Origin of the sequence: Streptomyces sp. CAU 1734 (genome assembly GCF_039888735.1) — a bacterium.
In the GTDB taxonomy this organism is placed as follows: domain Bacteria; phylum Actinomycetota; class Actinomycetes; order Streptomycetales; family Streptomycetaceae; genus Streptomyces.
The window spans coordinates 345,962-371,129 of the sequence record NZ_JBDQQP010000005.1 but is presented as its reverse complement, the minus strand read 5'-3'; the positions used below and the strand labels follow the sequence as shown (position 1 = coordinate 371,129).

20 protein-coding genes and 1 tRNA gene are annotated in these 25,168 nt (G+C 72.4%); 10 read left to right on the top strand and 11 right to left on the bottom strand.

All coding sequences use genetic code 11. The features are described from left to right. Positions 1 to 406: 406 nt before the first annotated feature. A complete protein-coding gene (locus AAFN69_RS12275) occupies positions 407 to 1,474 on the bottom strand; it encodes a transcriptional regulator (RefSeq protein WP_347728430.1) in 1,068 nt (355 codons plus the stop codon). Positions 1,475 to 1,710: 236 nt separating this feature from the next. On the opposite strand from AAFN69_RS12275, the gene AAFN69_RS12270 reads away from it, so the two are divergent. The 5 genes from AAFN69_RS12270 (at position 1,711) to AAFN69_RS12250 (ending at position 6,506) form a co-directional block, all read left to right on the top strand. Continuing rightward, on the top strand, positions 1,711 to 2,379 hold the full coding sequence (locus AAFN69_RS12270) for a helix-turn-helix transcriptional regulator (RefSeq protein ID WP_347728429.1): 669 nt from the start codon (positions 1,711 to 1,713) through the stop codon (positions 2,377 to 2,379). Between the two features lie 95 nt (positions 2,380 to 2,474). Beyond that, entirely contained in the window at positions 2,475 to 3,005 is a 531-nt protein-coding gene (locus AAFN69_RS12265; RefSeq protein WP_347728535.1) for a toxin-antitoxin system, toxin component, read from the top strand. Positions 3,006 to 3,008: 3 nt separating this feature from the next. After that, a complete protein-coding gene (locus AAFN69_RS12260; protein WP_347728428.1) occupies positions 3,009 to 4,271 on the top strand; it encodes an ROK family protein in 1,263 nt (420 codons plus the stop codon). Positions 4,272 to 4,728: 457 nt separating this feature from the next. Then, positions 4,729 to 5,199: a TrkA C-terminal domain-containing protein gene (locus AAFN69_RS12255; protein WP_347728427.1), complete on the top strand. Its 471-nt coding sequence runs from the start codon at positions 4,729 to 4,731 to the stop codon at positions 5,197 to 5,199. A 2-nt stretch (positions 5,200 to 5,201) separates the two neighbouring features. Next, entirely contained in the window at positions 5,202 to 6,506 is a 1,305-nt protein-coding gene (locus AAFN69_RS12250) for a cation:proton antiporter (protein ID WP_347728426.1), read from the top strand. 91 nt (positions 6,507 to 6,597) lie between these two features. Here AAFN69_RS12250 and AAFN69_RS12245 read toward each other — a convergent pair whose 3' ends face one another. Genes AAFN69_RS12245 through kdpF form a run of 4 tightly spaced genes read right to left on the bottom strand, consistent with a single transcriptional unit; the run spans position 6,598 to position 11,150 of the window. Next, positions 6,598 to 7,281 (bottom strand): potassium-transporting ATPase subunit C, encoded by a 684-nt coding sequence (locus AAFN69_RS12245; protein ID WP_347728425.1) that lies wholly within the window; start codon positions 7,279 to 7,281, stop codon positions 6,598 to 6,600. Between the two features lie 5 nt (positions 7,282 to 7,286). Continuing rightward, positions 7,287 to 9,392 carry a potassium-transporting ATPase subunit KdpB gene (gene kdpB, locus AAFN69_RS12240; protein WP_347728424.1) on the bottom strand — a complete coding sequence of 702 codons (2,106 nt, stop codon included), beginning with the start codon at positions 9,390 to 9,392 and terminating at the stop codon, positions 7,287 to 7,289. Then, complete coding sequence (gene kdpA, locus AAFN69_RS12235) at positions 9,389 to 11,053, bottom strand: potassium-transporting ATPase subunit KdpA (RefSeq protein WP_347728423.1); 1,665 nt, start codon at positions 11,051 to 11,053, stop codon at positions 9,389 to 9,391. The genes kdpB and kdpA overlap by 4 nt, the downstream gene beginning before the upstream one ends. A gap of 7 nt (positions 11,054 to 11,060) precedes the next feature. Next, on the bottom strand, positions 11,061 to 11,150 hold the full coding sequence (gene kdpF / locus AAFN69_RS12230) for a K(+)-transporting ATPase subunit F (RefSeq protein WP_347728422.1): 90 nt from the start codon (positions 11,148 to 11,150) through the stop codon (positions 11,061 to 11,063). 755 nt (positions 11,151 to 11,905) lie between these two features. On the opposite strand from kdpF, the gene AAFN69_RS12225 reads away from it, so the two are divergent. Continuing rightward, positions 11,906 to 13,876 carry an amino acid transporter gene (locus tag AAFN69_RS12225; RefSeq protein WP_347728421.1) on the top strand — a complete coding sequence of 657 codons (1,971 nt, stop codon included), beginning with the start codon at positions 11,906 to 11,908 and terminating at the stop codon, positions 13,874 to 13,876. Positions 13,877 to 14,003: 127 nt separating this feature from the next. On the opposite strand, the gene AAFN69_RS12220 is transcribed toward AAFN69_RS12225, so the two are convergent. Then, positions 14,004 to 15,086 carry a hypothetical protein gene (locus AAFN69_RS12220; RefSeq protein ID WP_347728420.1) on the bottom strand — a complete coding sequence of 361 codons (1,083 nt, stop codon included), beginning with the start codon at positions 15,084 to 15,086 and terminating at the stop codon, positions 14,004 to 14,006. 329 nt (positions 15,087 to 15,415) lie between these two features. On the opposite strand from AAFN69_RS12220, the gene AAFN69_RS12215 reads away from it, so the two are divergent. Further along, the gene (locus AAFN69_RS12215; protein WP_347728419.1) at positions 15,416 to 16,156 is read left to right on the top strand and encodes a class I SAM-dependent methyltransferase; all 741 of its coding nucleotides are present in this window, start codon (positions 15,416 to 15,418) and stop codon (positions 16,154 to 16,156) included. Between the two features lie 28 nt (positions 16,157 to 16,184). Here AAFN69_RS12215 and AAFN69_RS12210 read toward each other — a convergent pair whose 3' ends face one another. The 3 genes from AAFN69_RS12210 to AAFN69_RS12200 form a co-directional block, all read right to left on the bottom strand. Next, a complete protein-coding gene (locus AAFN69_RS12210) occupies positions 16,185 to 17,093 on the bottom strand; it encodes a DJ-1/PfpI family protein (protein ID WP_347728418.1) in 909 nt (302 codons plus the stop codon). Positions 17,094 to 17,103: 10 nt separating this feature from the next. Then, a complete protein-coding gene (locus AAFN69_RS12205; RefSeq protein WP_347728417.1) occupies positions 17,104 to 17,703 on the bottom strand; it encodes an isochorismatase family protein in 600 nt (199 codons plus the stop codon). 155 nt (positions 17,704 to 17,858) lie between these two features. After that, positions 17,859 to 18,497, bottom strand: coding sequence for a TetR/AcrR family transcriptional regulator (locus tag AAFN69_RS12200; protein ID WP_347728416.1), 639 nt, complete (start codon positions 18,495 to 18,497; stop codon positions 17,859 to 17,861). Between the two features lie 55 nt (positions 18,498 to 18,552). Here AAFN69_RS12200 and AAFN69_RS12195 point away from each other — a divergent pair, with 55 nt between their 5' ends. Further along, complete coding sequence (locus AAFN69_RS12195) at positions 18,553 to 19,188, top strand: NAD(P)H-binding protein (protein ID WP_347728415.1); 636 nt, start codon at positions 18,553 to 18,555, stop codon at positions 19,186 to 19,188. Positions 19,189 to 19,428: 240 nt separating this feature from the next. Here AAFN69_RS12195 and AAFN69_RS12190 read toward each other — a convergent pair whose 3' ends face one another. Continuing rightward, entirely contained in the window at positions 19,429 to 20,877 is a 1,449-nt protein-coding gene (locus AAFN69_RS12190; RefSeq protein ID WP_347728414.1) for an MFS transporter, read from the bottom strand. Positions 20,878 to 21,184: 307 nt separating this feature from the next. Between AAFN69_RS12190 and AAFN69_RS12185 the strand changes: the two genes are divergently transcribed. Continuing rightward, positions 21,185 to 22,873 carry an alpha/beta fold hydrolase gene (locus AAFN69_RS12185; RefSeq protein WP_347728413.1) on the top strand — a complete coding sequence of 563 codons (1,689 nt, stop codon included), beginning with the start codon at positions 21,185 to 21,187 and terminating at the stop codon, positions 22,871 to 22,873. Positions 22,874 to 23,561: 688 nt separating this feature from the next. Here AAFN69_RS12185 and AAFN69_RS12180 read toward each other — a convergent pair. After that, a tRNA-Leu gene (locus AAFN69_RS12180) sits at positions 23,562 to 23,649 on the bottom strand. Positions 23,650 to 23,835: 186 nt separating this feature from the next. Here AAFN69_RS12180 and AAFN69_RS12175 point away from each other — a divergent pair. After that, on the top strand, positions 23,836 to 25,140 hold the full coding sequence (locus tag AAFN69_RS12175) for a DUF2254 domain-containing protein (RefSeq protein WP_347728412.1): 1,305 nt from the start codon (positions 23,836 to 23,838) through the stop codon (positions 25,138 to 25,140). The last annotated feature ends 28 nt before the right edge of the window (positions 25,141 to 25,168 follow it).

Sequence of the window (25,168 nt, the reverse complement as noted above, 5' to 3'; positions counted from 1 at the left end):
GGGTTCCCCGCACCCGGCCCGGCAGCGCCCGGCGGCGCGGGGGCACGCCCGGGACATGGCCGGGCAGCGGCGATGACGGGGGCTCCGCCCGAAACCCGCGCACACGCCCGCACTCCCCCGGCGGGGCATGCCCGCGGCCCGGCGCAGGGCGGGGTTTCCCCGGGCCGCGGCCGGACAGTGGCGGCTCCCCCGGGCCGGGCGGCGGCGCACCCGCGCGCCCGCGCGGAGGGAATTCCGGCGGTGGCGGGTGATGGTGTGCGAGGGCGTACGGACGGAGTGCGGGGGCGGCGGGTCGTCCGGGCCCGGGTCCGTCCCCGTCCCGGCCCCCCACGGGTCGGGACGGGGAACGAACCCGGGGCCCGCGGGCAACGGCCCCCCACGGCCGTGCCCGCGCCGCTCCGCGGCGTCAGCCGCTGGAGACGGCCCGCAGATGGGTCTTGCCGCGCCGGACGGTCGGCGGGTTCATGCCCAGGCCCTCCCGGAGGACCAGGGTCATCCGGGTGTACCCGTGGTCCTGAAGGGTCGCCGGTGTCTCGTCCACGATCCGGCACGACTTGCCCCACCGGGGGTCCGGATGGTGCAGCGGGCGGACCGCTCCGTCGTGGTGGACCGCCGCCGCGCCGGTGGCCCGCATCCAGTGCGGGAGCCCGCACCGGTAGGCGGCGTCCATGATCGGGTCGTCCGCGATGTCGCTGCGAATGGCCTGAAGCACACCGTCGTTCTCATAGCGCTCCAGCGCCGACTCCAGCTGGGCGAGGAGCGGCAGACACCAGCTGGTCTCACGGTCGCCGAGGACCGCCCCGGCATCCGGATGGAAGAGCACGAAGCGGAGGAAATTCTGGTCCGGCATCGCCGTCGGGTGGTCTCCCATGCCCCGGAAGAGCGTCTGGAAGGCCGGATTGACATGCGCCACGTCCCACCGGCGGTCGAAGAGGACCGACGGCAGCGGTACCGCGTCCATCATCGTGGCGTAGTCGCGGAGGTAGTCCCGGGTGCCGGGGTCCGGCGGACCCGGGGCGTCCGCGGCCACCGGCGCGGGCCGGGTGACCACGGGTGTGGTCACCGGCGCGTACGGACGGATCGGCCCGGACGGAAAGGCGGGCCCGGACGGCCGGGCCGGCCCCATGGGCGACACGGCACGCGCCGCCTGGCCGTTGAGCGGGCGCGACGGCTCCCGGTCGACGGCCAGCCGGAAGAGCCAGCCGCCCTGCTGGTCGGTCATCTCCAGCGCCTTGACCAGCGCGTGGAGTCGCTCCTCGGTCCACTCCTGGACCGGGGTGCGTTCCCAGGTGCCGTAGTCACCCGTACTGATGTCGAGCCGCGCGGCCACCTCGGCCACGCTCAGGCCCAGTTCTTCCCTGCGCCCGCGCAATATGTCGGTCAGCCTCCGCGACCGGTGTGTGCCCCGGTTGGTCCCCGCGCACTCCTGACGCCCGTGGACACCACGACGGCCGATACCCGCCTCATGTGTCATCGAGAACGCCACCCTTCTCGAAGTCCCGCTGCGGCAGCGCCCTTTGGATCTTCACCCCGCCCGGCGATCCTGCTACCGGAAGAGCCATCATGTCAACTATCGTGGCATTCCGCGCCGCCGAACGCGCAGATCGCGCCACAGCTGTGGCAAGAGCTGGTTGTACGTCCGCGAAACCGTTAATCTCCGGGCAGCCAACTGTGTGCGGAGCCATCTCGCGTGATCTAGGAGACCTACTGGTGACAGACGGCTTCTCGGTTCCGGGCCCGGCGGCCGCAGGCCCGCTGGCGGCTTCGGTTGCCCGCGTCTGTGAACTCGCCGGCAGACTGGGGCTCGGTCAGGGCGAGGTGTTCGACCTGCACGAGCTCTCCAACGCCTCCGGCGTGCCGGCCGATGTGGTCGGCGCCCTGCTGGAGGGCAGGCCCGCGGGTGAACCCGATCTCCAGGCACGCTTCCTCCAGCGCTTCGACCTGCTGCGCAGAACCCGGCTCAAGGCCAACGGCCGCCGCTGGACCCAGCAGGAGATCGCCGACGGGGCGGGCATGTCCCGCCAGCAGGCGGGCGCCCTCATCAACGGCGACCGGCGCCCCACCATGGAGCACTGCGACGCGATCCAGCGGTTCTTCAAGGTGCACGCGGGCTTTCTCACCGCCGAGGACACGGACGCGCTCAACGGCGCGCTCCAGCGCACCGAGCAGCGCCTGCTCCAGGATCTCCAGGAGTACGCGGGCGAGAGCGATCCGCTGGAACGCCTCCTCCAGGACCACGGTGTCCGCGGGATCGCCTGGCGGGCGGCGCAGCTGCCCACCGACAAACACCGGGACAAGGTCACCGAATGGCTGGACATGCTGCTGGAGAGCGTCAAGCCCGCCGAGGACACCGATGCGTCAAAGGCGACGGAAACTTGACTTCAGAAAAGACGTGATGTCAGGGCAGGGTTGAGGCCGCACGTGTGCACGCGGCCGCTGCGGGGGAGAGGAGAACGGTGAGCATTGGCAAGGAGATGCGTCGGCTCTGCGGCGAGCTGGTAGCCGGAATCGACCTGCCGGCCCCGGCGGAGCCCGCTGATCTCTATGCCGCCCTGTGCGGTCAGATGAGCAGACGCCGCGGCCGTCCGGTCCGGTACCGCATGGCCACCTTCCCCCCGGGGACCGCCAGCGGCCTCTGGCTGGACATGAAGGACCAGGATCTGATCGTCATCGAGGAGCGCACCGCCCCCGATCACCAGCTGGTCATCCTCGGGCACGAGCTCTGGCACATGAAGGCCGGCCACTGCTCGCACCATGTCGAGGGCGCGGCCGTCGCGGCCCGGCTCCTCTCGGACGAGGCGGACCTCCAGGCCACCGTGCTCAAGGTCGCCGCCAGGACCCGGTTCGACCAGAGCGAGGAGAGCGAGGCGGAGAGCTTCGGGCTCCTCCTGGGCAGCAAGTGCCGCTCCTGGCTGGCCGGCTCCACCGGGCGCGGGCCCCGGCGCCGGGACGGCCTCGCCGGGCGCATCGAGGCATCCCTGGGATACCGCGGGCCACAGGGCTGACACGTGGAGAGATCCCTGCGGGCACGGCCGGCCGTGCGGGATGCGCTGGAGCCCAAAGCCGGCCGGGACACGGTGCGCCGCCACAATCTGAGCCTGGTGCTGCGCGCCGTGCGGGAGTCCGGTGAGATCACCCGGGCCGGTGTCTCCGCGCGGGTCGGCCTGACCCGGGCCGCGATCTCCTCCCTGGTCGAACAGCTGCTGGACGGCGGATTCCTCTCCGAGTCGGGCAAGAGCTTCAGCGGCCAGGCGGGCCGCCCCGGCACCGTGCTGAAGGTGGCGCGCACCGGACTCGCCGGGCTGGGCGTCGAGATCAATGTCGACTATGTCGCGGTCTGTGTGGTGGATCTGGCCGGTACCGACCGGGTGCGGCTGGTGGAGTACCTCGACAACCGGGGCGCGCCGCCGGGCCGGGTGCTGCGCCGGGCGGCGCACATCGCCGCGCGGGCCATGTCCTCCGCGGCGGAGCAGGAGCTCTCCCCGGCGGGTGCGGCACTGGCCCTCCCCGGGCTGGTCTCCGCCGGGACCGTCCGGCAGGCCCCCAATCTGGGCTGGACCCGGACAGCCGCCGAGGAGCCGTTCGCCGCGGCGCTCGCCGCGCTCCGCCCCGGGCTGCCGGTGCTGCCGGTCCGATCGGAGAACGAGGCCAATCTGGCGGCGCTGGCCGAGCTGTGGTTCGGCGGGCTCGGCGGGATCCGCACCTTTCTCCAGCTGACCGGTGAGATCGGGATAGGCGGGGCGCTGGTGCTGAACGGCGAACTGCTCCGCGGGGCGCACGGTTTCGCGGGCGAGATCGGGCATGTGTCGGCGGTCCCGGACGGCCCCGGGTGCCGCTGCGGCGGGCGCGGCTGTCTGGAGCTGTACGCGGGCCAGTCGGCGCTGCTGCGGGCGGCGCGGATCGACGACCCGAACGGCGCGACGGCCGTCGCCGAGCTGGAGCGCCGGGCCAGGGCGGGCGACCGGCCGGCGCTGGCGGGGCTGGAGACCGCGGGAGTGATGCTGGGCCGGGTGCTGTCGGGCGCGGTCAATCTCTTCGACCCGGCGGCGGTGGTTCTCGGCGGGATCTACCGCCCGCTCGCGCCCTGGCTGATCCCGCCGGCCGCCGCCGTGCTGGGCACCGGTGTGGTCTCCGGGCTCTGGCCCGCCTCGGGCTCCCGGCTGCGGGCCTCCTCCCCGGCGGCGGACGCGGCGCGCGGCGCGGCGGCGCTGGTGGTCCAGGATGTGCTGGGCGACCCACTGGCGTACACGGCGCGCGCGGCGGCGGGCTGAGCGGCGCGGCCGCGCCATGAGGGCGCGGCCGTCACGGTGTCGCGCGCGCTGATGCCCGACGGCTCCGGCCCCGGCCCCGGCGGTCGCGGAGCGCCCGGAGCCGGTTCGGTTCCGGGTGGAGACCGTGCGCCGGCTCCCCGGCCGGCCGGTCACCGGTGCGGAGCGCGCGGTGAACTCCCGGCGGTCCGGCGGGATCCGCAGGCCCGGTAGCGGGTGCCGGAGGTCCGGTAGCGGGTGCCGGAGGCCCTGAAGGGTGTGATCCGGGACGGACGGGCCCGAGGGCCCGCTCCCGAAAGGGACGCCCCCGCACGGCGATAGCGACGTTTCCTGGCCACATGGCCGGGACCCGCCCCCGGACCGTTCTGATCCACTTCCGTAGACTGTCTGGTACACCTCAACCCACCGCACCGCTCACCCTCCCCCGGTGAGAGGACGACCCACGCCTCGGGAGGCGAGCATGGGAACCCGTCGCACCTCACTGCCCGGAGTCGGCATCCAATACGACTTCACCACCGAAGAGGGGCGCCACATTTCGGTGGTCGTCCACCACGACGGCCGGCGGTTCCTGGGCTTCTACGCCTCCGACGACCCCGACGCCTGTCAGCTCTCCGTGCCGCTCTCCTCGGCGGAGGCCACCGCGCTGGCGCATCTCATCGACCCCCTGCCGATCGACGCCGTGCGGACCGACGGCATCGACCTGGTCACCGAGCACATCCCGGTGGGCACCCGCTCCCCCTACGGCGGACGGCTGCTCGCCGAGACCCGGGCGCGCAGCCGTACCGGCGCGTCGATCGTCGCCGTGCTGCGGCGCACCAGCGCCCACCCGTCGCCGGGCCCGGACTTCCGGTTCGCCATCGGCGACACCCTGGTCGCGGTCGGCACCCGTGAGGGCGTCGACGCCCTCGCCGAGATCATCGCCGGAGGCTGATCGTGCACGAGACGACCGCACTGCTCATCGAACTGGGCGCGATCATCCTCGGACTGGGGCTGATAGGCCGTTTCGCCGGGCGTATCGGCCTCTCCCCCATCCCGCTCTATCTGCTGGTGGGCCTCGCCTTCGGCACCGGCGGGCTGCTGCCGATGAGCGCGAGTGAGGACTTCGTCGCCGTGGGCGCGGAGATCGGCGTCATTCTGCTGCTGCTCCTGCTCGGGCTGGAGTACAGCGCCTCCGAGCTGGTCGGCAGCCTGAAGACCCAGTATCCGTCGGGCGCCGTCGACTTCGTCCTGAACGCGCTGCCCGGCGCGGCGGCGGCCCTGCTGCTCGGCTGGGGCCCGGTGGCGGCGGTCGCGCTGGCCGGTGTCACCTGGATCTCGTCCTCCGGTGTGATCGCGAAGGTGCTCACCGACATGGGACGGCTCGGCAACCGCGAGACCCCGGTGATCCTCGGCATCCTCGTGATGGAGGATCTGGCGATGGCGGTCTATCTGCCGCTGCTCACCGCGCTGCTGGCGGGTGTGGGCCTGGCGGGCGGCAGCATCACCCTGCTGATCGCGCTCGGCACCGTCGGCATCGTCCTCTATGCGGCCCTGCGCCACGGCAGGCTGATCAGCCGTGCGGTCTCCTCGGACAACCCGGAGATGCTGCTGCTGGTGGTGCTCGGGCTGACCCTGCTGGTCGCCGGAGTCGCACAGGAGCTCCAGGTCTCGGCGGCGGTCGGCGCGTTCCTGGTCGGCATCGCCCTGTCGGGCGAGGTGGCCGAGGGCGCCCGGAGGCTGCTGACGCCGCTGCGGGATCTCTTCGCCGCCGTGTTCTTCGTCTTCTTCGGTCTGTCGACGGACCCGACCGAGATCCCGCCGGTGCTGCTGCCCGCGCTGCTGCTCGCCGTGGTCACCGCCTTCACCAAGATCCTCACCGGCTGGTACGCGGCACGGCGGGCCGGCATCGGCCCGCGCGGGAGTCTGCGGGCGGGCGGCGCGCTGGTGGCCCGGGGCGAGTTCTCCATCGTGATCGCGGGTCTGGCGGTCGCCACCGAACCGAGGATCGGCCCGATCGCCACCGCGTATGTGCTGATCCTGGTGATTCTGGGGCCGCTGGCCGCGCGCTGGACGGAACCGCTGGTCGCGAGGGTGGGCGAGTCGCGCAAGGTCGCCAAGCCGCTGGCGGAGTGCACCGACGGGGCCGCCGGCCCGGCGGCGGTCGCCGCGCCGGCGCCCGCGGCGGGCCACGGCGACACCCCCGCACCCGCACCCGCACCGGTCACGCCGAACGACCCGGAACCGGTACAGGGCGGCTGAGCCCCCGCGCTCGTACGGCGACGGCCACCGGGAGGTTCCCGGTGGCCGTCGCCGTATGCGGTGGGGGACACGGAACCCGCCCGCCGGACCGTCAGCGTCCGCCCGCGCCGGTCAGTTCCCGCAGGGCGACATTGAGTTCCAGCACATTGACCCGGGGCTCCCCGATGAAGCCGAGGATCCGGCCGTCGGTGTGCTGCCCGACCAGCTTCGCCACCTTCCCCGCGTCCAGGCCGTTCTTCTCGGCGACCCGGTTGACCTGGAGTTCTGCGTACTCGGGCGAGATGTGCGGGTCCAGACCGGAGCCGGAGGAGGTGACGGCGTCGGCCGGTACGTCCGAGCGGTCGACCGGCCGGCCGGCGGTGGAGTTGTCCTCGGCCACGGCCGTTTTCGCGTCCTTCACCCACTGGATCAGTTCGTCGTTGTCCCCCGAGCGGTTGGTGGCGCCGGAGAGGATCAGGGAGTACTGGGTGTTGACACTGTTGGTGCCCAGGCCGTTGGAGGGACGCGGCTGGAACCAGCGAAGGTCCGGCCGCACCGCCTCGCCGGCGTCGTCCGGGTCCTTCTTCGGCAGGTGGTAGCTCTGGCCGATGAGCGAGGAGCCGACGACCTTCCCGCCGGAGGTGATCTCCGAACCGTTGGCCTTGGCCGGGAAGAGACCCTGGGCGACCCCGGTCACGGCGAGCGGATAGAGGACACCGCAGACGACGGTGAGGACGAGCAGGGCGCGCAGGGCGGCGCCCAGCAGCCGGCCCGTGTTGCGTACGGAGGTGTTCATGGTCGTCACCCGATGCCAGGAATGAGGGAGATGAGCAGATCGATGAGTTTGATGCCGATGAACGGGGCGACGAGGCCGCCGAGTCCGTACACCGTGAGGTTGCGCCGGAGCATCCGGTCCGCGCTGCTGGGCCGGTAGCGGACGCCCTTCAGGGCGAGCGGCACCAGGGCGATGATGATCAGCGCGTTGAAGATGACGGCGGAGAGGATCGCGGAGTCCGGTGAGGAGAGCCGCATGATGTTCAGCTTGTCCAGGCCCGGATAGGCGGCGGCGAACATCGCGGGGATGATCGCGAAGTACTTCGCCACGTCATTGGCGATGGAGAAGGTGGTGAGCGCGCCCCGGGTGATGAGGAGCTGTTTGCCGATCTCGACTATCTCGATGAGTTTGGTCGGGTTGGAGTCGAGGTCGACCATGTTCCCGGCCTCCTTGGCGGCCGAGGTGCCGGTGTTCATCGCCACGCCGACGTCCGCCTGGGCGAGGGCGGGCGCGTCGTTGGTGCCGTCACCGGTCATGGCGACGAGCTTGCCGCCGGCCTGTTCCCGCTTGATGAGGGCCATCTTGTCCTCGGGGGTGGCCTCGGCGAGGAAGTCGTCGACGCCGGCCTCCTCGGCTATCGCCCGCGCGGTCAGCGGGTTGTCACCGGTGATCATCACGGTCTTGATGCCCATCCGGCGCAGTTCGTCGAAGCGTTCGCGCATCCCCTCCTTGACGACGTCCTTGAGGTGGATGACACCGAGCACCCGGGGACCGTCGGCGTCATCGACCGCGACCAGCAGCGGAGTGCCGCCGGCCTGGGATATCCGGTCGGTGACCCGGTCGGTGTCGTCCGAGAGGGTGCCGCCCTGCTCGCGCACCCAGGCGCTGATGGAGCCCGCCGCGCCCTTGCGGATCCGGCGGCCGTCGATGTCGACCCCGGACATCCGGGTCTGGGCGGTGAAGGCGATCCACTCGGCGCCCGGGAGTTCGCCCGGGGGCCGCTCGCGCATGCCGTACTCGTCCTTGGCGAGGACGACGATGGAGCGGCCCTCGGGGGTCTCGTCGGCGAGCGAGGAGAGATGGGCGGCGTCGGCGAGTTCCTCCCGGCTCGCGCCGGTGACGGGGACGAACTCGGCGGCCTGGCGGTTGCCGAGGGTGATGGTGCCGGTCTTGTCGAGGAGCAGGGTGGAGACATCGCCCGCCGCTTCCACGGCGCGGCCGGACATGGCGAGCACATTGCGCTGGACCAGCCGGTCCATTCCGGCGATGCCGATGGCGGAGAGCAGGGCGCCGATGGTGGTGGGGATGAGGCAGACCAGCAGTGCGGTCAGCACGATCAGCGAGGTCTCGTCGTCGGCGCCCGCGTAGACGGCGAACGGCTTGAGGGTGACCACGGCGAGCAGGAAGACGATCGTGAGCGAGGCCAGCAGGATGTTGAGGGCGATCTCATTGGGGGTCTTCTGCCGGGCCGCCCCCTCCACCAGGCTGATCATCCGGTCGATGAAGGTCTCGCCCGGCTTGGTGGTGATGGTGACGACGATCCGGTCGGAGAGGACCTTGGTGCCGCCGGTGACGGCGCTGCGGTCGCCGCCGGACTCCCGGATGACGGGAGCGGACTCGCCGGTGATGGCGGATTCGTCGACGGAGGCGACTCCCTCGGCCACATCGCCGTCACCGGGGATGATGTCGCCGGCCTCGCAGACCACCCGGTCGCCGATGCGCAGTTCGGTGCCGGGGACCCGCTCCTCGCCGTTCGGGCCGAGGCGGCGGGCCACGGTATCGGTCTTGGCCTTGCGCAGGGTGTCGGCCTGCGCCTTGCCGCGGCCCTCGGCGACGGCTTCGGCGAGGTTGGCGAAGACGGTGGTGAGCCAGAGCCAGGCGGTGATCGCCCAGCCGAAGCCGTTGCCCGGGTCGCTGATGGCCAGCGCGGTGGTGACGACGGAGCCGATGAGGACGACGAACATCACGGGGGACTTGACCATCACCCGGGGGTCGAGCTTGCGCAGCGCGTCGGGGAAGGACTTGACGAGCTGTCCGGCGTCGAAGAGTCCGCCGCCGACGCGCCCGCTCTCGGGCTTGTGCCCGGTGGGCACATCCGGGTGCGGTGCCCGGGTGGGAGTGATCGTGCTCATGACGCGAGCCCTTCGGCGAGCGGTCCCAGCGCGAGGGCGGGGAAGTAGGTCAGTCCGGTGATGATGAGGATGGTGCCGACCAGCAGGCCCGTGAAGAGCGGCTTCTCGGTCCGCAGGGTTCCGGAGGTGGCGGGAACCGGCTGCTGTTCGGCGAGCGATCCGGCGAGCGCGAGAACGAAGACCATCGGCAGGAAGCGGCCGAGGAGCATCGCCAGTCCGATGGTGGTGTTGAACCACTGGGTGTCGGCGTTCAGCCCGGCGAAGGCGGAGCCGTTGTTGTTGGCGCCCGAGGTGTAGGCGTACAGGATCTCGGAGAAGCCGTGGGCGCCCGAGTTGGTCATCGAGTTCCCGGGGGTGTCCAGGGCCATCGCCGCCGCCGTGAAGCCGAGTACCAGGGTCGGGGTGATCAGGATGTAGCAGGCGGCGAATTTGATCTCGCGGGTGCCGATCTTCTTGCCCAGGTACTCGGGGGTCCGGCCGACCATCAGACCGGCGATGAAGACCGCGATCACCGCCATGATCAGCATTCCGTAGAGGCCGGAGCCGACGCCGCCGGGCGCGATCTCGCCCAGCTGCATGCCGAGCATGGTGATTCCGCCGCCGAAGCCGGTGTAGGAGGAGTGGAAGCTGTTGACCGCTCCGGTGGAGGTGAGGGTGGTGGCCACGGCGAAGAGCGACGAGCCGGCGACCCCGAACCGGGTCTCCTTGCCCTCCATCGCGGCGCCGGCCTGCTGGAACGCCTCGCCGGGGTGGGCGAATTCGGTCCACATCATCAGCGCGGTGAACCCGATCCAGATCAGGGACATCGTGCCGAGGATCGCGTACCCCTGCTTCACGCTGCCGACCATGCGGCCGAAGGTGCGGGTGAGGGAGAAGGGGATCAGCAGGATGAGGAAGATCTCCAGCAGATTGGAGAGCGCGTTGGGGTTCTCGAAGGGGTGGGCGGAGTTGGCGTTGAAGTAGCCGCCGCCATTGGTGCCGAGTTCCTTGATGGCCTCCTGGGAGGCGACCGCGCCGCCGTTCCACTGCTGGGTGCCGCCGCCGAACTGCCCGACCTCGTGAATGCCGGAGAAGTTCTGGATGGCGCCGAGGGCGACCAGCAGGACCGCCGCGATCACGGAGATCGGGAGCAGGATCCGGACGGTGCCGCGGACCAGGTCGGCCCAGAAGTTGCCCAGCTCACCGGTGCGCGAGCGGGCGAAGCCGCGGACCAGGGCGACGGCGACGGCGATCCCGACGGCGGCGGAGACGAAGTTCTGCACCGCCAGTCCGGCGGTCTGCACGACATGGCCCATGGCCTGTTCGCCGTAGTAGGACTGCCAGTTGGTGTTGGCGACGAAGGAGGCGGCGGTGTTGAACGCCTGGTCCGGGTCTATCGACTGGAATCCGAGCGAGCCGGGCAGGGAGCCCTGGACCCGCTGGAGGAGATAGAGGAAGAGGACCCCGACCGCGGAGAAGGCGAGCACGCCGCGGAGGTAGGAGGGCCAGCGCATCTCGGTGTTCGGGTCGGCCCCGATGGCCTTGTAGATCCACTTCTCGGCACGGAGGTGGCGGTCCGAGGAGTAGACCCGGGCCATGTAATCGCCCAGCGGGCGGTATGCGAGGGCGAGTGCGGCGATCAGCGCCGTCAACTGGAGCACACCGGCAAGTACGGGACTCATATCCGGGCTAGAACCTCTCCGGGTACAGAAGGGCGAGGACGAGATAGCCCAGCAGGGCGACGGCCACGAGCAGGCCGACAATGGATTCGGCGGTCACAGCTTTGCCACCCCCTTGGCGATGAGAACCACCAGCGCGAAAACGGCGACGGTGGTGAGGACGAAGGCCGCGTCGGCCATCGTGAGCTCCTGTGGTGATTCGGATGCGGACCGCCGGGCACACACCGCCGGGTGCCGCGTGCGGCGGGCCGGGGGCCCGCCGGGCGGCACCGCCGGATGGGAACCGTCGGTGGGATGTCGTTCCGGCGCCGCGGCCGCGGCGCCGTCGTCCCCGCGCCCGCCGGACACGGGCCCGGGGGCTCGTGTCCGTGCCGGGCCCGGACGGACTGGTCTCCGTACCGGTGCCGGCCGGAGGAGGGGACTGATGTCCGTGTCCGGTCGGCCTGGTGTCCGGTGGATGTGTGTCCGCCGGTTGGGGACGGTTCGAGGAAACCCCTTTTCGGCCACTGCGCGGCTTTCGTTGACACGTCCCATACGGCGCCGGTGACGCTCTTGACGGATCCTGTACGGCTCCGGACCGGTACCGCTCACGGCGTGAGCACGGCCCGGGATCCCGTACCGCCGCCCGCCCGCCTCGGCCGCCCGCGGCCGTACCGCCGCCCGCCCTCCTCAGCCGCTCACGGCCGTACCGCCGCCCGCCCGCTTCGGCTGCCGGTCCCGGCCAGGCGGGTGACCATGGGCCGAGGAGGGCCGGCGGGTCCGGCCGAGGACCAGGAGCACGGACAGGGAGTGCCGCCCATGACCGGCAGGCGCGCATGACGGGCGCCCGGGCGCGATGAGCGCCGGGCGGGCCGGATGACGGGCACCCGCGCGGGCGCCTCTCCGCGCGCTCCCCGCGGGGAGCGGAAGGTGCGTGCCTGGCTGCTGGACGGCCTCAGCGAGACCGCGGCCCGCCACCCCGGGCCGCACGGCACCCCGCCCCCCGAACACCGGGGCAACCGCTGGTGGCGGGTGATGTGCCTGACCGGCGTGGACTACTTCTCCACCCTCGGCTACCAGCCCGGTATCGCGGCCCTGGCCGCCGGGCTGCTCTCGCCGCTGGCGACCCTGGTCCTGCTGGCGCTGACCCTCTTCGGGGCGCTGCCGGTCTACCGCCGGGTGGCCCGGGAGTCACCGCACGGCGAGGGGTCGATCGCGATGCTGGAACGGCTGCTCCCCTGGTGGCCGGGGAAGCTGCTCGTCCTGGTGCTGCTGGGCTTCGCGGCCACCGACTTCATCATCACCATCACCCTTTCGGCGGCCGACGCGGCGGCGCATGTGGTGGAGAACCCCTATGCGCCCTCCTGGCTGGACGGTGCCGCGCTCTGGATCACCCTGGGTCTGATCGGGCTGCTCGGCGCGGTCTTCCTCAAGGGCTTCCGGGAGGCCATCGGGGTCGCCGTGGTGCTGGTCGCGCTCTATCTGGCGCTCAATGTGGTGGTGCTCGCCTCGGCGGCGTGGCGGATCGCCGGCGCTCCGGTCGTGATCCCCGACTGGTGGGACGCGATGACCGCCGAGCACTCCTCCCCCTGGGTGATGGTCGGGGTGGCTCTGCTGGTCTTTCCCAAGCTGGCGCTCGGCATGTCCGGCTTCGAGACGGGTGTGGCGGTGATGCCGCAGATCAGAGGCGATGCCACGGACACCGAGGAGCGTCCGGCCGGGCGGATCCGGGACACCCGGAAGCTGCTCACCTCGGCCGCGCTCATCATGAGCGTCTTTCTGCTGCTGTCGAGCCTGGCGACCACGCTGCTGATCCCGCAGGACGACTTCAAGGCGGGCGGCCCGGCGAACGGCCGGGCGCTCGCCTATCTGGCCCACCGGTATCTGGGCGAGCAGTTCGGCACCGTGTACGACCTCTCCACCATCTGCATCCTGTGGTTCGCGGGCGCCTCGGCACTGGCCGGGCTGCTCAATCTGGTGCCGAGGTTTCTGCCCCGGTACGGCATGGCACCCGAATGGACCCGGGCGGTACGGCCGCTGGTACTGGTCTTCGTGGGGATCGCGGTGGCGATCACCGTGTACTTCGACGCGAATGTGGACCGGCAGAGCGGGGCGTACGCGACCGGTGTACTGGTCCTGATGCTGTCGGCGGCCTTCGCCTCCGCCGTCGCCGTGCACCGCGGGGGTCACCGGCGGGCCGCCGCGGGCTTCGGGATGATCACCGCGGTCTTCGCCTACACCCTGGTCGCGAATGTGATCGAGCGCCCCGACGGGCTGAAAATCGCCCTGCTCTTCATCGCCGCGATCGTGCTGACCTCCTTCGCCTCCCGGGTGCACCGCGCCTTCGAGCTGCGGGCGGGGAACATCGTCATCGACGCGACCGCGCTGCGGTTCATCGACGACGCGGCGCGGAAGGGCCCGGTGCGGATCATCGCCCACGAGCCCTCGGAGCACAGCACGGCCGAGTACCGGATGAAGGAGTACAGCCGGCGCCAGGAGGCACACATCCCCGGCGGCCGGCCGGTGCTCTTCCTGGAGGCGTTCGTGCGGGACTCGTCGGACTTCACCGCGGATCTGTCGGTGCGCGGCGACGAGAAGTACGGGGTGCGCAGACTGCGGGTGGAGGGTGCCACGGTGCCGAACGCGATCGCCGCGGTGCTGCTGTCGATCAGGGACCGTACGGGGCGGGTCCCGCATGCCTACTTCACCTGGACGGAGGGGGCTCCGTTCGGGCATCTGCTGCGCTTTCTGGTCTTCGGGGACGGGGAGACGGCCCCGGTGACCCGTGAGGTGCTGCGCCGGGCGGAACCGGATCCGGCGCGGCGGCCCCGGGTGCATGTGGGGTGAGAGCGCGTCGCACGCAATGGGCGGGCGGGCACACCCGAGGCGGGCTCCTCCGCTCCGGAGCCCGCCTCATGCCCCGGCTCCGGTGGGCCGTTCGCCCCGCCGCCCCGTCCCTGTGCCCCGTCCGGGCCTACCAGGCGATCACCACGAGCCCGGGATGTCCCTGCCCGCCCGGGCCGCCGCCCGCCGGGGTGCCTCCGGCGGCGGGGCCGGGGGCGCCGACACCGGCGGCCGAACCGCCGCCCCCGGATCCGCCGTGCGCCGCCGCGCCGCCGCTGCCGCCCCGCCCGGTGGCCTCAGCGGCGGTGTAGCGCGTACCGCCCGGCAGAACGACCGACGTCCACGCGGCCCTCCCTCCCGTGCCGCCCGCTCCGCCGGAGCCGCCCCCGCCCGCGGTGCGCACCGCGTCGGCCACCTGTCCGCCGGACCCTCCGGCGCCGCCCGGACCGCCGTCCAGGCCGGGCGCCTCGTCGTAGACGCCCCGGCAGATCCCGCCGTTCGCGCCCTCGCCGCCGCCGGCCGCCGCGGCCGGGCTGCCGCCGGTCGCGCCCCCGCCCGGGGTGGCACCTCCCCCGCCGCCGGCGCCGCCCGCTCCGCCGGCGCTTCCGCCGCCACCGCCGTCGGCCCGTACCAGGGTCACTGTCTCCTCTCCGGGGGCGCCGGCGGAGACGGTGGCGGGGAGGCCGTCCCCGCCGTCGGATCCGCCGCCGCCGTCGCCGCCCGGACCGCCGTCCTCACCGGGGAGGTCCCGCGCCGGTGCGCCACCCGTGCCGCCGTTCCCGCCCGGGCCCCCGGCTCGGGGCGTGCCGGGAAAGACACTGATCTCCCGGTCCGCGGGCAGTTCCGCCACCCGCAGGACACACCGCAGGAACATGCCCCCGCCCCCGGCGCCACCGCCTCCTCCCCCGGCACCGCCACCGCCGCCGGCCCCGTCGCGGTAACCGGCGAACTCACCACCGCCGCCCCCTCCCCCGCCGCCGGCGCCGCCACCGCCGCCCCCGGCACCCCAGGCGAACACGGTGAACTCCACCACTCCGGCCGGGGGCCGCCAGACACCGGGGGCCGTGTGGACCCGGTGTCCGTGCGCCTCCTCCGCCTCGTCGTCATCCGCCTCCGCCGCGAGGGGGGCGGCGCCCATCGCGCCGCACAGCACCCCCGTCACCACGGCACGGACCACCGCGCCCCGCACCAGTGAACGACCTGACGCCTTCATTGACCGACTCCTCCGACTCCTCCGGAAGGGCCGATGGGGACCACCGGCCCGGGTGCCGCCGGACGCGTACGCGGTGAACCGCCGCGCACCGGCCGGCGGCACCGCGGGGCCTCGTCCGGTGAGCACCCCGCGCGGGTCACCCCCGTCCCACCGGTCCGGGACGTGCCCACCGCCAGAGCACACCGCGCTCTCCCGCCGCCGGCCCGCGGCCACGCCGACAGCGCCGCGAGACCACCCTCGCGGGTGACCCTCCGGGCCCGGGGCAGGGCGGGGAGATGGCGCGAAAAAACCGGATGCGCCTTTTCGGCGGCGGGAGTTACGTTCCGGGAATGCATGATGACGACGGCCATTTCGGAGAAAAGATCGCCGCCGACTACGACTCGTCACTCGCGGAGATGTTCCGGCCGGAGGCGGTGGACCCGGCGGTCGCCCTGCTGGCGGAGCTCGCGGGTGACGGCCCGGCACTGGAATTCGGCACCGGCACCGGAAGAATCGCCCTCCCGCTGGCGGCTCGCGGGATTCCGGTGCACGGCATCGAGATGTCCCGGGCGATGACGGCCCGGCTGCGGGCCAAGCCGGGCGGTGACGCCATCGGGGTGACCATCGGCGACTTCGCGACCACCCGGGTGGCGGGTACCTTCACCGCCGTCTGCCTTGTCTTCAACACCATCAACAATCTGACCGCGCAGGACACCCAGGTGGCCTGCTTCCGCAACGCCGCGGCCCATCTCCGCCCGGGCGGCTGCTTCGTCGTCGAGGTGGGGGTGCCCGAGCTGCGTCTGCTGCCCCCGGGACAGCGAGCGGTGCCCTTCCACATCAGCGACTCGCGGTGGGCGTTCGACACCTACGACGTCGCCACCCAGGCGATGAGTTCGCACTACGTCACCGTCACCGACCGCGGGACCGAGCACTGGTCGATCCCCTTCCGCTATGTGTGGCCGTCCGAACTCGACCTGATGGCACGGCTGGCCGGGCTGCGGCTGCGCGACCGCTGGGAGGGGTGGACCAAGGAGCCCTTCACCGGCGAGAGCCGCGCCCATGTCTCGGTCTGGGAGAAGCCGGCCGGCTGAGGGGACCGCGCGGTGTGTTCCGGCGCGCTCAGGATGTCCGGGCGCGGAGGCGGCGCAGCATCCGGGGATCCTCGAATCCGACCGAGCGGGCGGCGGCGCCGATCGTCGCGCCGTGGCTGATGAAGTGCTGGGCGCGTTCGAGGCGGAGCGTCTGCTGGTAGCGCAGCGGGGTGAGGCCGGTGGCCCGGGTGAAGAGCCGGGTGAGGGTGCGTTCGCTCACCCCGACGGCCGAGGCCAGCGCGGGCAGCGGAAGCGGCTGGTCGAAGCGGTTGTCGATGATGTCCTGCGCGCGGTGCACGGTGTCGTCGAGATGTGACCGGTGCCGGAGCATGGCGCTGGCCTGCGGTTCATGGCCGTTGCGGCGGGTGTGGACGACCATGTCCCGGGCGACCCGGGCGGCGGTGGCCGGTCCGTGCCGGGCCGCGACGAGATGCAGGGCCAGATCGATGCCGCTGGCGACACCGGCCGAGGTGATCACGCGGTCGTCGGCGGTGAAGAGTACGTCGCGCACGACCACCGCTCTCGGATGGCGCCGGGCGAGCTCGTCCTGCACATCGTGGTGGGTGGTGCAGCGGCGGCCGTCGAGCAGACCGGCCCGGCCGAGCGCCTCGGCGCCGCCGCAGACCCCGGCCACCGTGCCGCCGCCGGTGTGATGGTCGCGCAGGGCCCGCAGGGCGGCGGAGCCGATGGCGGGCTCGCCGGCCGGCGAGCCGGTCCGCCAGCCGGGCACCACGATGAGGTCGCCGGGCCCGAGCCGGGGCCAGTCCTGCCCGGCGACCAGCGGCAGCCCCTGCGCGGTGGTGACCTGCGGCCGGTCGGCGACATAGGAGAGCGTGTACGGGTGCCCGAAGTCGGCCGCCGTGGAGAAGACCTGCGCGGGACCGGCGAGGTCGAGCAGATGGACCCCGGGCACCAGGAAGAAGACGATGTGGCTCACGATTCGGTCATCATGCGCGATGGTCCGCCGCGGCTTCCAGTTCGGCGACGGTCGCGATGGTGGCGAAGCGTCCGGCCAGTGCGTATTCGGTGCGCCGGATGATCTCGCCGGCGGGGAGCGTACGGGGGTCGGCGAGGAGTTCGGCGACGCTCGCGCCGGCCGGGGCGTCGCGGTGGGGAATGGGGTTGGTGGCGGTCGCGTCGATGACGAAGGTGACGTCATGGCCGAGGTCGCCGGCGACCCGGGCGGTGGTCTCCACGCACTGCTCGGTGCGCAGACCGCAGACGGCGAGTTCGCGGATGCCGCGTTCGGTGAGGAGTTGCTGGAGGTTGGTGGTGGTGAAGGCGTTGTGCGAGGTCTTGTGGATCAGGGGTTCGCCGTCCGCCCGCTCCAGTTCCTCCATCAGCCGGACATGGCCGAGTGCCGGATCGAAGACGTCTCCGGTGCCGGGCTCCGCGTGCAGTACCCACACGACCAGGTCACCGGTCCGGCGGAAGAGCCGGACCAGACGGTTCACCCGGTCGGCGATCCTCGGGTCGGAAATGGTCTCCCACAGCGGACGGGCACGGAAGGACTCCTGGACATCGATGACGATCAGCGCTCGGGTCATGTCCACCAGACTGGCCCGCGCGGGAGGGGCGGCGACAGGCAGCATCGGGTCCGGCAGCGGACGGATCCGGTCACCCGGGGCCGGCCGCTCCCCTCGTGTTCCGCCGGCGCGCATCCGGGCGGGCGGATCGCCGGTGTCCGGCGCCGGGCCGGGGTTCACGGTTCGAGCGCGGGCGCTCCGGGGCCCGGCAGCACTCCGTTCAGCAGGGTGCGGACGAGCGCGGTCGCGAACTCCTCCGCCGACTGCGGCGGAGGCATGCCCTCCGAGGTGTCGTGGACGAACGCCCGCTGGGAGCAGGCGCCCAGGAGCAGTGCCGCGGCCGCGTCCGGGTCGGCGTCGGGCCTCAGGGCTCCGCGGTCGCGCTCGGCGCGCAGATAGCGGGCCAGGGCCTCCAGGGGGATGTGCGGTCCCTGGCCGAGTTCCCTGACGCCCTGGAAGTGGCGCTTCCTGAGCGCGGGTTCGGCGAAGAGCGAGGCGACCAGCGGGACACTCTGCTCGTAGAAGCGGACGGCGTGTTCGGCGACGCGGACGAGGTTGTGCTCCACGCCGAGGTCTCCCGGGTCCTGCCCCAGCTCGTCCAGGAGGGGGTTGAGGCGGGGCAGCCGGTCCCGGAGGACGCGGACGAAGATCTCCTCCTTGCTGCGGTAGTGCTTGTAGAGCGCCGCCTCGGAGCACCCGGCCTCGCGGGCGATCTCCTTGGTCGTGGTGTGGGCGAGCCCGGCGGAGCGCAGCAGATGCTCGGCGGCGTCGATGATCCGCTCGCGGGTGGGGCGTGTTGACTTCGAGGTGGGCATTGACTCACCCTAGAGGTGAGTGAACACTCACCCACCCCCCCAGGAGAGGCGACCTATGCACTACACGGTCTTCGGGGCGACCGGCGGCACCGGCCGGCAGCTCGTCCAGCAGGCGCTCGGCGCCGGACACCGGGTCACGGCGGTCGTGCGCGACCCGGGCAGGCTGGCCGTCGGCGCGCACGAACGGCTGGAGATCGCCGTCGCCGACGTGACCGACGCGGAGGCGCTGCGCCCGGTGGTCGCGGGACGCGACGCGGTGCTCTCCGCGCTCGGCGCGCCGGCCAACAAGTCCGCGGGGATCGCCTCCGCCGGGACCCGGGCGATTCTGCGCGCCCTCGACGCCGAGGGGGTGCGGCGGCTCGTCTCGGTGAGCGCCTCCCCGCTCGGGCCGCCGGAGGGCGAGGGTTTGCTCTACCGGGTCGTGCTGTTGCCCCTGATACGGCGCGCCTTCCGGGACATCTACGCCGATCTGGCCGTGATGGAGAGCGAGATCCGGGCCGGCGGTGCGGACTGGACGGTGATCCGCCCGCCCCGGCTGACCGACGGCCCGCTGACGGGCACGTACCGGACCCGGTTCGGCGGGGCGGTGCCCCGCGGTCACACGGTGAGCCGCGCGGATGTGGCCCACGCGATGCTCGCGGCGGTCGGCGACCCGGCTTCCGTGGGGCGGGTGATGGGGGTCGCGGCCTGACCTCCCCGCCGGGGTCGGCGCCACCGCCCCGCGGCGGGCGTCGCGCCGGAGCCCGAAGTCGCCGACGGGACCCCGAAGTCACGGACCGTTCCTTCCGGGCCGCCGGCGCGGAGGCGGCGGAGAGCGCCCGTGAGCCGCTGCGCGGAGGGGCCGGGCCCCGGTGCCGAGTGGAGGCGGACCGCGCGTGCCGCCCGGCCGGGGTGTGTCCTCCCCCGCCGGGCGGCGCGATGACGCGACGACTCAGACGGTGCCCGCCCCGGCGGGCCGCTCCCCGCCCTGCGCGGATGCCGGTGCGGGGGTGGTGCGCAGGGTGAGCAGTGAGGCGAGCGCGCCGACGGCGGCGAGGGCCGCGGCGCCGAGGAAGGCGGCGGAGAAGCCGTTGGTGAGGGCTTCGGGGTCGCCGAGTTCACGGGCGCCGTACGCGGCGGAGACCGCCGTCATCGCGGCCAGTCCGAGGGCGGAGCCGACCTGGTAGCCGGTGTTGACGATGCCGGAGGCCAGGCCGCCCTCCTCGGGGCGGGCGCTGGAGAGCGCGGTGCCGAGGGAGGGGATGAACGCCAGTGACATGCCGGCCGCGGCCAGCAGGGAGGCGGGCAGGACGTCGACCCAGAAGGTGCCGTCCGCCCGGGCGAAAGAGAGCCACAGCATGCCGGCGGCGAGGGCCAGCAGGCCGGTGACGATCAGCGGCTTGGTCCCGAAGCGGGCCATCAGCCGGGGTGCCAGCACAATCATCATGATCATGATGGCGACCGTCATGGGCAGCAGGGCCGCGCCGGAGGCGAAGGCGCCCAGTCCGAGCACCTGCTGGAGATAGAGGTTGAGGAAGAACCACATCGGGATCCACGCGGCGGCCATCAGCAGCTGCGCGATGTTGGCTCCGGCCAGGTTGGGTGCCCGCCAGATGCCCAGCCGCATCAGCGGCTCACGGCGCCTGGACTGGATGGCGACGAAGGCGGCGAGCAGGGCCGCGCCGGCGGCCAGTACGAGCCAGGTCTCCGCCGAACCCCAGCCGGTCTCGGGGGCGCGGACGATGGCGTAGACGGCGGTGGCGAGCCCGAGGGTGACGGTGGCCGCTCCCGCGAGGTCGACGGAGCCGCGGCGGACCGGGACCGAGGGCATGACACCCGGGGTGAGCGCCAGCACGACCAGGGCGATCGGGATGTTGATGTAGAACACCCAGGGCCAGCTGGCCCACTCGGTGATGACGCCGCCGAGGAAGACACCGGCGGTGCCGCCCGCCGGTGCCGCGGCGCCGTACAGGGCCAGCGCCTTGGTCAGCTCCTTGGGCCGGGCGCCGAAGAGCATCATCAGCAGCGTCAGCGCGGACGGGGCGATCAGCGCGGCACCGACGCCTTGCAGGGCGCGGCCGGTCAGTTCGACCCAGACCGTGGAGGCGAGGCCGGCGACCAGGGAGCCCGCGGCCATCACGGACCAGCCGGCGACGAAGATCCGCTTGGCGCCGAAGAGGTCGGAGAGCCGCCCGCCGAGCAGCAGGAGCCCGCCGAAGGCGACGACATAGGCGTTGAACACCCAGGACAGGCCCTCCGGCGAGAAGCCCAGGTCAACCTGCATTTTGGGGAGGGCCACACCAATGATCGACGTGTCCATGATGACCGTGAACTGGGCCAGGGCTATGAGGACGAGCGCCGTCCAGCGGCGCGGGCTTGGAGGGGCGGCCGGGGTTGACATAACTGACTCCTATACCGGAGGGGGGTATGCGTTTCGGATCGCCAATATACCCCCCTCCGGTATCTTTGGCCGCCATGGCCCCCACATTCGCCACCCGGCCGGAGGATCCGGGCCGCTCCCCCGCCGCCCCGGGAGAAGCCGAGCACCCCCGGCGCGAGATCCGGTCTCTTCCGCGCCCGGGCGTTTAACCGGCGCCGGCCACCCTTCCGGGTGATCACCCCGGGACGGCCTCCCGCGGTGATCACGGCGGGGTGACCATGTCTCCGAACCTCCGTCAGCGCCACTGCCAGGGAAGGCGGGCACAGTCATGCCGGTTGAGAGCACCCCGGGGAACCCGTTCACGCCCAGTACCGATGAACTCGCCAGGCTGGAGGCGATCCGCGAGGCGCTGGTGAACCCGTCGCCGCGCGCCATCGGCCGCCTGGACCAATGGGGCCTGGCCGACACCTACGAGACGTACGCGCAGACCGCCGCGTACACCGAGGTCTCGATCACCATGTCGGACGGGACACTGATCGACGCGGCGCTGAGCGTGCCGCGCGATCTCGCGCCCGGCCAAACCTGTCCCGCGGTCGTCATGCCCGCCCCGCTGATCTCGATCGGCCGGCGGGCCTACCTCGGCATGTTCCCGCGCTGGGCCCTCGGCGGTTACGCCGTCCTCGCCTACAGCCAGCGCGGCCTGGCCGACTCCGGGGGCGAGATCCATGTCGCGGGACCGCAGGACGTGGCCGACGCCGTCGAGATCGTCGACTGGCTGATCGGCCACGAGGCCGTGGACCCGGAACGCATCGGCTGCTTCGGCTCCTCCTACGGCGCGGGGACGAGCCTGCTGCTGGCCGCGGAGGACCCCCGGGTCAGGGCCGTGGCCGGCACCAGCGCCTGGGGCGACCTGTTCACCTCGCTGTACCAGAACGGCACCCGCCACCTCAAGGCGTTCGAGACCCTCGTCCAGCTCTTCGGCGAGGACCGGTGCTCACCCGAATTCCGCGAGGTCATCCAGAAGATCCGCGCCGACGTCATCGACGAGCAGGTCATCGGCTTCGCCCGGGACCGGTCCCCCCGGCACCGGCTGCCGGCGTACAACGCCAACCGGACGCCGATCCTGCTGACCACCGCCTGGCACGAGACGATCTTCTCGGTACCCGCCGTCATCGACCTGTTCACCGGCCTGGAGGGCCCCAAGTCGCTCCTCGTCCAGGTGGGCGACCACGGCAACGGCGAGCTCGGCGGCCTGGCCGGGCTGCTCTCCAAGCCCACCGAGATGGCCTACCGCTGGCTGGACCATCACATCGGCGGCAGCGCCGGCGACGGACGCGAACCGCGGTTCGGCATCCGCTCCGAGTACATGCACAATCTGCTGTCGGACCTGCACCACCCCGACTGGGCGAGCTACGCCCTCCCCCGGAAGCGTTTCCACCTCGCCGGCGCGTCCGCCGGACAGCTCGACGCGGAGCTGACCGAGGACGGGCCGCAGCCGGGCTGGAGCCGCTCGGTCAAGGCCACCGGCGAGAGCACCGAGGCGGTCGTCGCCCCGAAGCTGGTCCAGACCGGCCTGGCCGAACGCATGGGCCTGCCCCATGTGTACCGGACCGCCGACATCGACCGCGGCCTCGCGGCGATCTGGACCGGCGCACCGCTGGCGCGGGCCATGCGTGTGCAGGGCGACCCGGAAGTGCGGGTCACCGTGAAGCCGCAGGAGAAGGACGCCACGATCGTGGCGTATCTGATGGACAGCGACCCGGCCACCGGCAAGGCGGCCATCATCACCCACGCCCCCTTCACCATCACCGGCGAACAGGCCGGCCGGGCCACCACCGTGGCCTTCACCCTCCAGCCCGCCCACTACGTCCTGGCCAGGGGCCGCCGGCTCCAGCTGATCATCGACACCCACGACCCGCTCTTCGCCGACGCCAACACCCCGCTGACCACCGTCGAGATCTCCTCCCCGCAGGGCGCCGAGTCCTGTATCGACATCCCGCTCGGCACCCTGGACTGACCGCGCGGGTACCTCGGCCGCCGGGGTCCCTCGCCCGCACACCCGCACCAACGAAAAAGAACTCCCGGCGCGGACGAATCCGTGCTGGGAGTTCCGTGAAGCCGACCAGGGTGTGCGCATGGAATACCCATGGCGTCCGAGGGGGACTTGAACTCTCCTCTCGGGCGCCAGCCCTCAAAGGCTCCGACCTGGGGAAACACCCTCCGGCAAGCCGGATTTCACCGGGCACTTGCCCCTTTCCCCCTGCTGCTTCCCGCCGTTCCGGGCCTCTGTTGGTCATGCGTCACCGAGCCGACCCCGCCCGTCGACCGGACCCTTCCCCGGACGAGGCCCGAACCGTTCCGCTCCGTCGAGCCGGACGCCCCACCCGCACGGCCGCGGGGCGGCGCACGGACGGGGCGTTTTGGATCTCGCCAGACGTGCTGGGGCACGTTCAGGGAGCGCAGCCCGGTCGGCCGACGCCGGTACAGCGGCCCGGCCACGTGGGCGGCGCGTGCCTCGCCGGGGGCGGACTGCTCGATCAGGTGATGGGCCACGGCCTTGAGGTGGGCCGACCACGCGAGCAAGCACGTGCCGTCGCGCGGTGCGCCCGCACTCCTGCGGCTGGTCCGACCAGGAGATTCGCTCGGCTGTTGGTTACGCCACTGCCGGAGAAACAGAAAGACCCCAGATCAACTGGGGTCTCTACTGGTGTCCGAGGGGGGACTTGAACCCCCACGCCCGATAAAGGGCACTAGCACCTCAAGCTAGCGCGTCTGCCATTCCGCCACCCGGACCAGGTGACCGCCCCGGTTTCCCGCGGCGACATGGACAACAATACCAGGGCTTCGGGGTGCCTTTCACCCACATATCCCGTGGTCAGTGCGGTGCGGCGACTCAAACGGGGGTGGCGGGCCACGCTGCGGAGTGTTGTCGCGGCGAGTACCCGCCTCTTCACCCTCGGTGACGCTACCTTCACCTGCGTGACTGATCGCAGCCATCGACGGCCCCGCCCGCTCTCGCCGCTGCGCGAGCATCTCCGCGACACCCTGTGGTTCGCTCCCACGGCCGGACTCGCCGGCGCCGTTCTGCTGTGGTGGGCGGCGGGTGCCCTGGACGACCGGATCGTGACGGTGCTTCGCGAGGAGGGCGCGTACGCGGAACTGCGGGCGCTGATCTCGATCGCCGAGGACGCCAAGACGATCGTGACCACGATCAGCTCGGCGATGATGACCTTCATCGGTGTCGTCTTCAGCATTTCGCTGGTGGCCGTGCAAATGGCGAGCGGACAGCTCACGCCCCGGGTGGTGCGGATCTTTGTGCGCAGCCGGATCAGCAAGGCGACGCTGACGGTGTTCCTGGCGACGTTTCTCTTCTCGCTGCTGGTGCTGACGTCGTACGAGAGCGAGACCGACGCGCGGCAGGTCACCTCCGTACCGGTGGTGCAGAGCCTGGCGACGATGGCGCTGGTGGGGCTCAGTCTGCTGCTCTTCATCGCCTACGTGTCGTCCACGCTGCGGCTGATGCAGGTGGGGCCGGTGGTCGACCGGATCACCCGGGAGTCGCTGCGGATGGCGGCGCGGCAGCCGGCGGGCGCCGGGGAGCCGGTGGCGCTCGCCGCGGAGATCGGCCGGATCCCTCACCGGGGGCGGGCCGGTGTACTGCGGGATGTGCATGTGGCCCGGCTGGTGCGACTGGCACGGCGGCGCGGAGTGGTGCTGCGGCTGCTGCCCCGGATCGGGGACTTCGTGGTCGCCGGCACTCCGGTACTGGCCGTCCACGCCGACGGGCCGGTACGGGTGAGAGTGCCGCCGTACACCGTGTCCGTGGGCACGGAGCGCACCTTCCACCAGGATCTCGGGCTCGGGCTGCGGCAGCTCTCGGACATCGCGCTGCGGGCGCTGTCACCGGCCGTCAATGATCCGACGACCGCCGTGCAGTGTCTGGACAGGATGGTCGAACTGCTCTCGGCGGTGGCGGGGGACGCGCTCGGCGCGGTCCATCACCGGGACCGCTCGGGCACCGTACGGCTCATCCAGCCGGTGCCCGCCTGGGAGCATCTGGTGGACCTGGGGCTCACCGAGATCCGCACGGCGGCGGCCGAACAGCCGCAGGTCACCCGCCGGCTGCTGGCGGCGATCGACGATCTGCTGCTGCTCGTGCCGCCGGAGCGGGGCGCCCCGCTGCTCAGGCACCGGGCGCTGCTGGTGCAGGCGGTGGTACGGGCCGTGCCCGAGGCGGCCGACCGGGAGTTCGCGCTCCGCCCGGACCGGCAGGGGATCGGCTGAGGATCCGGGATGCCGGGTGGGCGGGGAC